Here is a 13,501-nt window from a genome sequence, read left to right as displayed (position 1 = left end):
TCCGCATTAGAAATTAATAACCTGAACTCGTTTAATAATTTAGGTTGAAAACATTGCACAAAAAAGTAAAATTTAGTGTGTTTAAATCTCTGGTAATTAAATATTTAGCTAAATTATACCTTGTGATTTGTTTCTTTAAAATTAATGATATTTTCTCTATTGTTGATGAATTTTGTAAAGATTTTGAAAACACTACACAACCTTTTCTGCTAGGAAAACTTTCAAAACGTCCTTCGATTATTTCAATGTCAGAAGTAATTACAATTTATTTACTTTTCCATTTGAGTGGTTTTCGCTGTTTCAAGCTCTATTTTATTTTTATGTTCAAAAGCATATGCAAAATGAGTTTCCAAATACAGTTTCATTTAATCGTTTTTTAGAACTGATGCTAAGTGTTCTTTTACCAATGACTATTTTTGCAAAAACATATTGTTTAAGCAGTTGCACAGGAATTTCTTTTGTAGATTTAACTCCAATAAGAATTTGTAAAAATAAAAGAATCATTAGAAATAAAGTATTCAAAGGCACTGCCACTACAGGTAAATCTACAATGGGCTGGTTTCATGGCTTCAAGCTGCATATCATTATCAATGACAAAGGAGGATTATTAAGCTTTGCTGTGACTCAAGCTAATGTAGATGATAGATAACCACTTAAAAATGAGGGCTTTTTGTATGCTATTTTTGGAAAGTTATTTGGTGACAAAGGGTATATAAGCGAAAAACTTTCTCAATTATTATTTGTTGATGGAATCCAGTTAATTATAAGCATTCGTAGTAATATGAAAAATAGTTTGATGGAAATGAGTGGTAAAATTTTACTTCGTAAACGCTCAATAATCGAGACAGTTAACGATGAACTTAAAAATATCTGTCAAGTTAAACATTCTAGACATCGTTCATTTACAAACTTTTTATCAATTCTTATGGCTGGAATAATTGCTTATAATTTTCTACCTAAAAAGCCTTCTTTAAAATACGAAATAGTTAAAACCTACCAATTATCGGTCTTTTATTAATCGAGTTCAGGTTAATAGTTAAATTGTGGTTTAAAATCCTATTGCGTAGCATTAAAAAAAAAGAGCTATTGAATTTGATATATCCTATACCATTAAAGAGATTACGCCTTGGGGTGGAATGGTTTTTTTGAAGCAAATGCTTGGTAAAATTGGCTTTAGAGAGCAGATTGTCCAATGTAAAGACTTGCCCCAGCCCAAATCTAACAGAGGTCACAAAGTAACCACGATAATTGAGGCATTTGTGACCAGTATTTGGTGTGGAGCTAATCGATTTATGCACACCGAAGTCACTCGACACGATGTTGCATTAGGTAGAATATTTGACTGGGAAGAGATTCCAGATCAAGACACTTACAAAAGGTTCTTTGGCAAATTTAGCCAAGCAACGAATCAAGCAGTGAGCAATCATTTTTACTCGTGGATATTTGATAATTTCAAATTTGATTATTTTACTTTGGATATAGACTCATCTGTAATGACACGTTACGGCCAGCAAGAAGGAGCCAAAAAAGGATATAACCCTTCTAAAAGAGGGCGAGTATCCCATCATCCACTGATTGCTTTTATTGACGATGTAAAACTTGTTGCTAATATGTGGCTTCGTAGCGGAGATACTTCATCGGCTAATAATTTCCTGGCCTTTCTAGAAGATACTTTATTCAAACTCAAAAACAAAACTATTGGTTTAATACGATTAGACAGTGGTTTTTTTCAATCTGATATTTTGGATTATTTGGAACAAAAAACAATCGATTATATTATTGCTGCTAAATTTACGCACCCCATCCAAAGAGTTATTCACGATAGTACCAATTGGATTACATTAGACACAGGGATTGAAATTTGTGAACAAATGTACCAAAGTAATTCTTGGGTGAAATCAAGAAGAATGGTAATTGTTCGACAAAGAATAAAAGACAGGCCCAAAGCTCCCGGTAAACAACTCTCTCTTTTTTCGGAAGAAGAAATCTTCAAAAATTACAGGTATTCTGCCTATGTAACCAATATGAAATTAGCACCCGCAGAAATTTGGAGACTTTATAGAGGAAGAGCCAATGCCGAAAACAGAATCAAAGAATTGAAATATGACTTTGGATTCGATAGTTTTAATCTAAAAGATTTTTTTGCCACCGAAGGGGCATTAATCTTTGCAATGATTGCATACAATCTGATGTCGCTCTTCAGAACTTTTGTATTACAGGAAATGACTCAAAAAACGTTATCTACTTTGAGGTACAGAACCTTTGCAATAGGAGCCTATTTTGAAAAACAGAATGACAAAATTGTCCTAAAAATTGCTTTAAACAAGAAACGGAGAGCTTGGTTTGGGGGACTTTGGAATCATTCAAAAAATTTTAATTATCCCTTTGGGATTTCTAATGTATACTCTGGGTTAAATTATGTAATATTTATAACAATAATTATTATATTTACATAACTGATAACCAAAAAAACATCCCTTGATTAGAGAAAAATCCAACAAATATCTTCTCACTGCCTTGTTATTTGGAGTGGTTTTCCATTCGAGTGCCATATTTTACACTCTTGACAACACTTACGACGCACTTATTCACTTATTTTTCGGAAATCATTACGCTCATAGTTGGTTCGAACCATGGAATTATAGTTGGTATACCGGATTTACCGTAATGGGTTATCCGCCATTGGTGCATCAAAGTATTGGTTTGTTGTCGTTAATTGGTGGGTTAAAATTTGGTTTGTATACTGTAGCCATCATTGGCATCATACTTTTTATCACAGGAGTGTATCGTTTTTCACTACTCATGACGGGCAATAAAAACGTTGCAGGATACGCATCACTTTTGGCTATTTTTTCTTCTTCTTTTGTTGAAACCCTGCATGTTTTTGGACAATTACCCAGTATTGTGGGCATTTCGGTTTTGATGCATGCTTTACCTGAAATTTATAATTGGATTAAAAAGGGTAAGAAAAAAAGTTTCTTCAACGCAGTGTCATTAATAGCAGTTACCGTTTGCTCGCACCATGTTACGCCTTTGTTCGGAATGATATTCTTCATACTGCCCTTAATTGGCACAGCGGTCATGGATGCCGCACGAGATAAAGTGGAGAATTACAAAAAGGTCACCTTTAAAATTTTCATAATCACGGCCATTCAACATTTAAAGCGAATGATTTTGTTTGGGGGTACCGCTGTCTTTTTAATAGTTTTTTGCATCCTTCCTTACTGGATCAATTCTAAAAAAAATCCAATAACTCAAGTGCCTATTCCTCATGGTAGCAGAGATAATTTCATTGAAGTTACCTCATCAGGACTGATGTTTTTTGTTATTCCGTGGGGAGTTTTGTTGTTTTTATTGCCTTACTTTTTTTATCGCTATTTTAGTAAACGTTACCTCTTTTTTGGGTTATCCTTTTCGTTATTAGCCTTATTAGGTACTGGAGGAACAACACCTATACCATTAAAAATTTTGGGAGACAATGCTTTCAACATTCTAACGTTAGACCGTTTTACTTTATGGGCAACGTTCATGAGTTTGCCACTTTTTGGCGAATTGATTTATCGATTGGTTGAAGGTGATTTGCGAGATAGTTTAGAAGCAAAATTTGGCTCGGTTTATTACAAAATTGTAACGGGACTTTTTGCAGGCGCTTTTTTATTGATGGCAATTTTCACAATCACGCTTAGCTATTTTCGTCCCTTACAGCCTCAAAAAATCAATACGCTTCCTATTGTCAATTTCTTAAATCAAGATCAACATGACAAATGGCGTTATTTGCCTTTAGGATTTGGCGATCAAATGGCAGTGTTATCCTATCAAACCAGAGCCATGACTGTTGACGGAAATTATCACTCCGCCAGACGTCTCCCAGAATTAACCTCTAGAGCCATCGAACGTTTAGAAAATTCAAAGTTTAGAGGACTCGAAGGCATCGGGTCATTACAACAATTTTTGACCGTTCCCGAAAAATACAATCTGAAATATGTCTTTTCCAATGATAAGTTTTACGATCCTATTTTGTACTTCTGTGGATGGCATCGCTTGTCACAATTAGAAAATGGCATCATGGTTTGGGAAAAACTTAATGTTCCTCCTTTGTCCAAAATTTTACCTTTTGAAGAAGTGCCGGTTTACCAAAAATTACTTTGGGCTATCACGCCTATGGCGACAGTGCTTATTGCTTTCATCCTAAATATTCAAATGATTTTTTATCAGGCATTGAAAATAAAACTCCTTGTGCAACCTGATTTTCTAAAATATTCCCTTAAATATGATCATTTTTCTAATAAGATACTCACCTTTATGCACATTTGGGTGATTCTAATTATAGGAGTTTTGTCGTATTGCATTTTTCTTTTTTACATCAATAACACAGCTCAAATTAGCCCAAAAAATGTAGTAAAAGCATATTATGACGCCTTAGATTACAAAGAATTTGAAAAAGCCCATTCTTATTTGGACCCTACCTTTCATAAATCTTTATCCCAATTTATGTTAGAAACTTCCGTACAAGATGGTATTTTAAATTCTTATGCAAAACTCGATGCTATTGATATGAAGATTACTAATCTTTCTGCCAATAGAGCCAAAATTAAAGTGTTTACAAAATGGATAACTCCAGTACGAAAATTATCCAAAGAATACCTGCATGAAGTCATAAAACGTAAAGGAAAATGGTTCATCATTCCAAATAAAATTGATTTAGACATCCCTCCTGATCAATTTGTAGCCAATAATACAACTGAGTATTACAAACACGGAAGACGCGCTGTATCTACTCAAGTTACCTATCATGAGGACATTTTAAAACAACCTGTCCTAGAAATCTTATCGGCAAAACTCATCTACTTTAAAGGCGAATACATCATCATTGGAGAACTACAAAACGTAGATGACTTACCCGCAGATGTGGTGTTGAAATCGACACTATACAACAAAAACAATAAAATGGTGGCTACATTCAACTCCAAATATGAAATCAAACACAAACTCTTACCCAAAGAAATTACCAGTTTCAAAGTCAATTTTGAAGATATCGCTTGGGCAAAAAAAACAGATATCAAACCAAAAACTTTTGATCCAACCGAATTTACTCCTGCAGAGCTCAACGATAAACCTTTTACTTTTGATATTCAAAGTGCCGGAAACGTTGCCATAACCGATTTATACAATCAAGTAGCCCTATCTGAATTAACCATTGAAGAAAATCACCTCAAAGGCACACTCTTTAATTACGGAATACAAGAAAGTACTATTCCGGAATTACTGATTTCCTATTATGACCAAAACAAAGAACTTATCTATGTGGATCATTTTTTCTTGGGAGATGGAGTAAGAGTGGAACGCAAAAATTATTTTGACTATGAACTTAAAAATTTAACCCACTGTAAAGTCATCCTTTCGAGTCTAAAAAATTGTTTTGTAAACGGCTTGAGTAACGCCTCAATTTCAGAAGCTATTGTACCAAACAGAAACAATACACATGCTCCACAACAACTGCAAAAAGTAAAAGGCAGAGGTTTTAGCTATATTAAAATTGAAATCAATAATTTCATAGGTAATCCAAGATAATGAAAAAAAGCTATTACATCATACTCAGCAGTATCTTGTTGTTCCTTTTAGGATTTGGATACTCATTGCCGGATAGAAAACCAGTATTCCAATTCCAAGAATCACCTACGCCTCCTATTGCAGGACATCCTCTTACATTGGCCTTCAAAAGTAATCTTAGTAATCTAAAACCTGAATTATTTATTATCCATTCCTACGGAAAAACAGTTTTAGAAGCTACAGAAAAAAACAACACTTATCTCTTTGCACTGCCCCAAAGCTTTTATTGCAAAACGGGTAATATATCTTGGTTTTTAATTGTAAAAAACCAAACCCTTCAAAAAGGAATTCTTAAAATAGAGCCCAATGACGCGACAAAAACGGAGATAGAAAACTATTTAGGCCCCAGAACCATATTGGCAGGCGGGAAGGAATTTACAATGCTCGTAACCATCCCAACAGACGCTTATGATAATCCTAAAAAAGATCAAACTAACGTACTAGTGAAATATCAATTTTTAGAAAATATAACAACTACTCTTTTAAAAACGAATTTTTTCATCACCTGGTACTCCATCTATTCACCTAACAAATCCGGAAAATTATTAGCTTCATCAGAATGTGAAAAGATAGCCACTAAAGAAATTGAGACCGAAATTTATCCGAATATCCCTACTAATTTCACGATATCGTTTGACAGAAACCACAGCTTTGCAGATGGCAATCATTTTACCAAGTTTAGTACTTCCCAGATAAAAGACACCTACGGCAACATCATCAGTGATGGCACCCTAGTTTCCTTTATAATTAGAACAAAAAATGACTACATCCTAAAAAGTTTTGGGGCAACTATCAACGGAATCGCTACAGCAACTATCTTACACCCTGATCATGCAGAAAAATATAACGTTAAAGGATATGTAACCGGTATTGCAGAAAGTAATGATCTTTTCATCACTTATGCTCCAGTAATTACTACCTTTCAATATCAATTTTCTAAAGATCATAGAACACTCAAAGTAGGACCTTTAAAAAGTTTTATGAAACAATTAGTACCCGACGGCATCAAAGTAGTGGTAAAAGTGTTCCATAAAAATATGCTCCGTAACACCATTCAAGAAGAAACCACCAATGGGGTTGCTACATTTAATTTTTTAAAAGAATATTACCCCTTAAAAAAATATAGCTTCGAAATCACTACCATGGGAATCACTAAAAAAACAAAAACACTAAACTATGAGTCTCATCAATAATAAAAATATCATCCGATTAGTGTTATTAAGTTCCTTTGTTTTTATAAACATTCTCTTATTATATGGATTAAGTAACGTCTTAGAATTTCTAAATTCAGGCGCTGATAGAAAAAATATTCTCCACTTAGAAAAAGAAACCATCAATACTTATCTTCCGAAAGTAATTTGGGAAAAAATCGACAATGAAGGCCGTGTCATGGAGCCTAATACCTTACAAATTTTAGAAAAACATTACCTCCTTTCTTGGTACATAAGAAACAATGCCTTTGAAGAAAATAAAAAAAATGGTATCGAAGATTTTTATACCAAAAGCTCTAGAGCCAATTTATTTAAAACAATAGATTACAATAAAAAAAATAACATCCACATTGAAAGTACCACGATTGAACATCATCCCAGAATAGAATTTTATAGTGCCGATGGACAACAAATTGCTTTAACCGATAAAAATGTAATCGAATTTCAACATGTTTACAAAGACAAAAACCTGATAGCTGAAATTCAAGATACGGCTACTTACAAAATTGTCTTCCTATTAGAAGATGGATTTTGGCGCATTCGCCACTTTTATAAAGCGCCAAAACTTCCATTTTTAAAAGACACGCTTCCCACGCTTTCCGAATTTAAAATCGTAGGCAAAAAAATAAAATTCAAATCCAATGATTTTGTCATCAAAGGCATCAATTATTATCCAAAAAACGCGGCCTGGGACATGTTCGGAAAATCATTCCAATTAGACACGATTGCAAAAGATTTTGATATTATTAGCCATGCTAAATTGAATACCATTCGAATTTTTATTCAATATGAAGATTTTGGTAAAGCGGATGTAAAACCAGAAAAATTAAGAAAATTAAAAGCAATTTTGGACTTAGCCGAACACAAAAAACTAAAAGTTATTGTGACATTATTTGATTTTTATAGCGATTATTCTTTAAAAGATTGGTCCCTAACATTACGACATGCTGAAAAAATTGTGTCCACTTTTAAGTTACATAAAGCCATATTAGCATGGGATTTAAAGAACGAACCCAATTTAGATTTTGAAAATCGCGGCAAAGAAAATGTCCTCCATTGGCTAGAGCAAATGGCCACCTTAATTAAAGAAAGTGACCCTAATCATCTAATTACCATTGGCTGGTCAAACTCCACAGAGGCCACTCATTTAAAAAACAAAGTAGACTTTATTTCGTATCATTTCTACAATGCAATTAGTGATTTTGAAAATGAACAAGCTCAACTTAATAAAAAAACCTCTAAACCTATTGTCGTACAAGAATTTGGAATCCCCTCCTATAAAGGAATTTGGAATTGGAATGGATACAACGAGGAAGAACAAGCACAATATCATAAGCAAATGCAACTTCTTTTTAAAAAAAACAACGTCGCTTTTATGTCATGGACACTGTATGATTTTCCAAAAGTCCCTGATATTGTAGCGGGCAAATGGCCTTGGCAAAAATTAAGACAAAAAAAATTCGGTTTTATAAATGAGAAAGGAATCAAAAAAGCCGCCTTCCAGTACATCAATCACTAAATATTTTGGTGCTATCCCTTATTAAGTAGCCAAGAAAATAGAAGTAAAAATTTCTCCAATAGTTATTAAGAAAATTAATTTAATAGTAAAAAACACTCGATAGCAGCAACAACCGTTTAAATCCTATATTTTAATTTAGCCTTGCGTAGCTATTTCTCTAGTTTTATCGTTTAAAGTTGTAACTATTTTCGTAAATTAGACATTGATTGTCAATGCATTAGTCCCGTAACATTTATAAAACCTACCCATGAAAAACTCAGCTAAATTACTGCTTCTTTTAGTATTAATGCCTGCCCTACTGTTTTGTCAAAACATGCAATCTGGATTTTCGAATTTAGAAAAAGGAGAATTTGATCAAGCTGAAATTTTTTTCAATACTATTTTAAAAGAATATCCTCAAAATAAGACCGCGAGGCTTTGTTATGCCAGAGCTGTGGGATTAAACAAAGACCCACAAAAAGCGCTAGCCTTATTCACAACCTTAAGAGCCGAATATCCAGAGGATCTCGAAATAAAACTGAATTATGCTGAATCGTTACTTTGGAATAAAAAATTTGATGACGCAAAAGTTTTTTATAAAGTACTCGTTACGGATTATGAAAGCAATTTTGTAGCTCATTTAGGCTATGCAAATACCCTTTCAAATTTAAAAGAATACAACGAAGCCTTGCAACAAGTCAATAGAGCACTTGAAATTTCTCCAGGCAATCAAGGAGCATTAGTCTCCAGAAAATACATAAAATTAGGCTACGCAAACGAAAAAATAAGCGACAAAGAATATAATAAAGCGGAACAATTTTATGACGAAATACTAAATGATTTTCCCGGAGATAAAGAAACTTTATTGAATAAAGCCAATTTGTATTTAATCACAAAAAATATTGCCAAAGGTAAAAGTACTTACGGCATACTTTCGAAAGAAAATCCAATACTTGCCTTAAACGGACTTTCTTTACTTGAACATCTAGATGGAAAAGAAAAAAAAGCATTAGAATATTCCAATAAAGCGATCAGCGAACTTTCGACTTCAACACCAATTGAATTAATCAAACAAACACAAGAACGTAATGTTCAAGCCTTAATTTGGAACAAAAAATACACACCAGCAGCAAATAAAATTGATGAATTAACCAAAACTTACCCTAATGAAAACTGGGTTTTATCCTTAGCCGCCACCCTTGCTATCTATAAAAGTGAATTTAATAGTAGTATTTCAAATTATTCCAAAATACTCGAAAATGATAACAAATCCTTTGATGGTAATCTAGGAATTGCCAACGCTTTTTATGCCTCAGGAAAAACAGACGATGCTGTTAAAGCAGTATATCAAACACTTGAAATCTTTAAAAAACAAAATGATGCCACAAACTTTTTAAATAAGATAAAGGAGGATTATACACCCTACTTGGAAGAAAAAATAAGCTATTCATTTGATAATGGAAATAATACAGCCCAATCATTTAAAACTTTGTTATTCTTTCCAATATCTACAAAATGGGCAGCAAGTGCTACCTACCAATTTAGAAAAACCGGAAATTCACAAACAGACATACAGGCAAATTCAAATGATTTTTTATTGGCTTTTGAATATAAATTTCATCCTAAAATAAGTTGGAATTTTGAAGGAGGGGTAACTACAGCTAATGCAACCGAAATTAGTTATTCTCAACCTCTTTTTCATTCATTTTTCAAAATAAAACCATACAAATTGCAAGATTTAGAAGTGGGATACAAAAGAGAAGTTCAAAATTTCAATACCGATTTAATTGAAGAGAAAATAGCAACGAATAATTACTATTTCAATTTTAACCTTTCTAGTAATTTTAACCTGGGCTGGTTTACACAATATTTTTTTACAACTCAAACGGACGACAACACAAGAAACTTACTTTTCACCTCACTTTACTACAACATTCTTCCAAAACCTGCTGCCAAAATAGGATTAAATTATCAATACATTAGCTTTAAAAACCAAGTTCCAAACACCTATTTTAGTCCCAGTAAATTCAATGCTTTTGAAATTTTTATAGATTGTTTGAAAGATGAAAAAATAAGCTTAGCCAAAGAATGGTTTTACAGTGCCAATGCGGCCACGGGCTTCCAATTTATTGAGGACAATAAAAAACAGTTTACCTACCGAGTACAAGCTAAAATTGGCTATAAATTCTCTAATAGATTACTAATGAATTTATACGGCGGACGAAGCAATATCGCATCGGTTACTGTGGCTGGATTTACGTACACTGAATTCGGATTACGAATAAAATGGTATTTGTACAAACTTCCACTTTTTAAATTATAGGGCTAGCTTTTTTATTACCCTCAAAATCCTAACCATTTTTTTCAAGGTAAGATGTTGGCAACATAAATTATAGTATTTAATTCCGATTTCGACTTACACAATTTCGCTAGCAATTTACAAATCAATATTCTCGCTAAGACGCAGTATTCATATTGCTTTCTTTTCGGCTTTGTTAGAAATCAGTATAAAGCATAACAGTATTTAGTTCTAATTATTCAAATCTAAAAGTTGTTAAACCCAGAATCCAATAAAAAAAACCACCTTTTGTGCATAAAAGGTGGCTTTCAACATTACTACAAAATAACTAATTAATCAATTCACTATGAACTTGTTACTGTATTTTTTATTCTCTTTTGTGGTGACTTCAAAAAAGTAAATTCCTTTATTTAGGTTGGCTACATTTACCTTCACTTCATTAGAATCCGTTTTTTGATTGTAGTTTTGAATCAAATTACCTAAAACTCCGATAATTTTAATCGTAGCTTCTTCTGTAAATTCAGGAAGTACTATTGTGGTTTCTAATGAACATGGGTTAGGATAACTGAAAATTTTGTTCGTGGCTAAAGAAAATTCATTTATTCCTAAAGTGCCGTTTGTCGATAACCTCAAATCATTGATGGCTATGGCAAAACTTTGAAAGGAAGCATAATCGCCAATAGTAGAAAAAACAAATCCTTTTAATTTTTCATTGTTAAAGCTTTGTCCTTGCGCATTTTTAAAATCTGCTAGACTAATACTCAATTCTTTGGCGGTGAGGTTCGGATCTACTTGAAGACGGTATCGTTTATTCCAATCTGTCAAATTTTCTGTAACTAGCACCATTTCTAGCGCTTTGCTATTCACTACTTTAAATTTCACATAAGAAAAACCTGTTGCGTCAAGTACTAATTCTCCAGGAAGTAAATTTCTGAATAAGTTTACTGTACCTTTAACCGTACCTTCCACTTTGACATCTCTTTCTACTACATAGTCATTTAAATTAGCTTTACTAGAAGCCTCTTCTTTGGATACTTTTGTCGCTTTATTGTTAATTTCGAATTTTGTAATTACAGTTTCGGCAGCCTGATAATCTAATCCCCAAGGGCCATCAGCCATATAGGCTGCATCAAATTTTGACGAATTATTTTCTTGAATAGAAAGTCCTAAATCGAATAAATATCCTGTATCTACTTCAATACTTTCAGTGTAGCTTCCATTTAAAGTTAAGTTTTTAGAAAAATTCTCGATAGTAGAAAATTCCGTTACTTTTTTGTTGCCTGTAAATACTACTGAGGTCGCTTTAGATTTATTGACTAACGATAGGGTTAGCTTTCCGTCTTTGTAAGCACCTTTTCGAATAAAAACAGCAGGGATTTTATCAGATACCACATCTTGCGTTAGTGTAGCTTTGGCTTTAAATTCTTTGATGATACTATTTGTAATACTGCAAACTTGTCCCATATTCATTCCCCAAACTTGAAAATTGAAATAGTCTCCTTTGGGATATTGGCTCAAATTCCAATAACTCTGCAATTTTGCAGTTCCATTTGGATTGAGAATTGAGAAATGCAATGCATATTCAAGAGCTCCGTTTTCTCTTTTTATTTTGCTCATAATCATCTCATAATCATCTATAGTAATAGTCCTAATATCTTCTAACGAAGAGTTGTTTAAACGATCACAAATTGCTTTTGAATGACTGTATACTTCTGTTTTAGTGGTAGTTGCAAGAACCGCTGCTACTCTTTCATTGGTTTGATAATAATCTACTGAAAATACTTCAGTAGCATTAGTTATATTTTTTAGATCATTGGGGCTAGAAACATTACTAGTTTCTGAACGGTACATAGCAGTTATTGGTAATAAGGAATTAATAGCAATTCCTGAATTACTCTTAGCTGCTATACTGGATTTAATGTATTTTTTTTGAGTTTCTTTTTTATCATTATAGGAATTATTTTTCATTCTACTAAAGTTTCTTTTAGCAATTAGAACCGCCAAACTACCCTCACTTTCAAGTCCGCCGTTGTTCCCTGAAGTTACATTATTAGAAATACTTACATCTGCGATGTTTTCAGAAGTAATTGCATCATAAGGGTTGGCCGTAATATAAAAAATAGCATCATTAAAATCTTGATCACAATTGCTGTAATCTCTTCTGATATCCTCAAAACCTAACAAAATTCTCTGGTTAGTTGGATCATTTAATAACACATTGTGTTGTCTTAAACTAGCGGTCCCTTCCGGATTAAATCTCGTATCTGAAAATAATCTCCACAAGCCATTGGTCACCGCTGATCCATTCCATGCATTGGCTAACAATACCCATCCAATACCCGTTCCTGCTGGGAAAGTACCAATTTTTACTTTATCTCCAGCTAGCAATGAACCACCGCTTCCTTTGGCGGAAACATTTGGAAAAATTATAGTAATATCTGAACTACTAGGAGCAACAGTGGGGGGATTATTAATGTCGTAAGTGTAAAATCCTAGAACATTTTTGTATCCTGCTCCTTCACTTACAAAGGTAACCCAAACATCGGCTGGTTTTGTGACTACAATATTAGTATCATATCCTGAAGATATATACTGTGGATTGTAAGTAGGTACAGGGTAATTTTCTGGTAAAGAATTAGATACTAGAGTCAAAGTTGCATTGTCAACAACATCTTTTGTATCAAAATACAATGGTGTGCCGTCAGAAGTGTAGGATCCTAAAAACTTGTAGGCTTGGGAATATCCTAAAGAAGTTGATAAAAATACCAAAAAAAGTAGTGCTGTTTTCATAGATTGTAATTTTAGATTTGTACTAATTTAAAAAAAACATTTCATGCTAAATTTGAGTAATAGGCAAACGAAAAAAATCTATCGATGAATAGT

At 33.1% G+C, this 13,501-nt stretch carries 6 protein-coding genes and 1 pseudogene; 6 read left to right on the top strand and 1 reads right to left on the bottom strand.

Translation table 11 applies throughout. The features are described 5' to 3' along the window. Positions 1-122: 122 nt before the first annotated feature. From ACZIX2_RS07435 to ACZIX2_RS07410, 6 genes and pseudogenes are all read left to right on the top strand, one after another. Positions 123-1,018 (top strand): annotated as a pseudogene (locus tag ACZIX2_RS07435) (IS982 family transposase). Positions 1,019-1,085: 67 nt separating this feature from the next. Next, entirely contained in the window at positions 1,086-2,456 is a 1,371-nt protein-coding gene (locus tag ACZIX2_RS07430; protein ID WP_463339520.1) for an IS1380 family transposase, read from the top strand. A 25-nt stretch (positions 2,457-2,481) separates the two neighbouring features. After that, entirely contained in the window at positions 2,482-5,571 is a 3,090-nt protein-coding gene (locus ACZIX2_RS07425) for a hypothetical protein (RefSeq protein ID WP_463339519.1), read from the top strand. Continuing rightward, a complete protein-coding gene (locus tag ACZIX2_RS07420; protein WP_463339456.1) occupies positions 5,571-6,803 on the top strand; it encodes a hypothetical protein in 1,233 nt (410 codons plus the stop codon). Before ACZIX2_RS07425 ends, ACZIX2_RS07420 begins: the two co-directional genes overlap by 1 nt. Beyond that, positions 6,787-8,340: a glycoside hydrolase family 2 TIM barrel-domain containing protein gene (locus ACZIX2_RS07415; RefSeq protein ID WP_463339455.1), complete on the top strand. Its 1,554-nt coding sequence runs from the start codon at positions 6,787-6,789 to the stop codon at positions 8,338-8,340. The genes ACZIX2_RS07420 and ACZIX2_RS07415 overlap by 17 nt, the downstream gene beginning before the upstream one ends. Positions 8,341-8,587: 247 nt before the next feature. Further along, positions 8,588-10,642: a tetratricopeptide repeat protein gene (locus ACZIX2_RS07410; protein WP_463339454.1), complete on the top strand. Its 2,055-nt coding sequence runs from the start codon at positions 8,588-8,590 to the stop codon at positions 10,640-10,642. A gap of 312 nt (positions 10,643-10,954) precedes the next feature. On the opposite strand, the gene ACZIX2_RS07405 is transcribed toward ACZIX2_RS07410, so the two are convergent. Beyond that, positions 10,955-13,408 carry a DUF4114 domain-containing protein gene (locus ACZIX2_RS07405; protein ID WP_463339453.1) on the bottom strand — a complete coding sequence of 818 codons (2,454 nt, stop codon included), beginning with the start codon at positions 13,406-13,408 and terminating at the stop codon, positions 10,955-10,957. Positions 13,409-13,501: the final 93 nt, after the last annotated feature.

It is taken from the genome of Flavobacterium riviphilum (assembly GCF_055231795.1).
The sequence above is the reverse complement of the archived record's forward strand: the minus strand, read 5'-3'. Positions and strand labels throughout refer to the sequence as shown.

Bases quoted from the DNA above. Each gene is read 5' to 3' on its own strand.
- ACZIX2_RS07420 (WP_463339456.1), top strand. From the start codon at position 5,571: ATGAAAAAAAGCTATTACATCATACTCAGCAGTATCTTGTTGTTCCTT.
- ACZIX2_RS07415 (WP_463339455.1), top strand. From the start codon at position 6,787: ATGAGTCTCATCAATAATAAAAATATCATCCGATTAGTGTTATTAAGT.
- ACZIX2_RS07410 (WP_463339454.1), top strand. From the start codon at position 8,588: ATGAAAAACTCAGCTAAATTACTGCTTCTTTTAGTATTAATGCCTGCC.
- ACZIX2_RS07405 (WP_463339453.1), bottom strand. From the start codon at position 13,408: ATGAAAACAGCACTACTTTTTTTGGTATTTTTATCAACTTCTTTAGGA.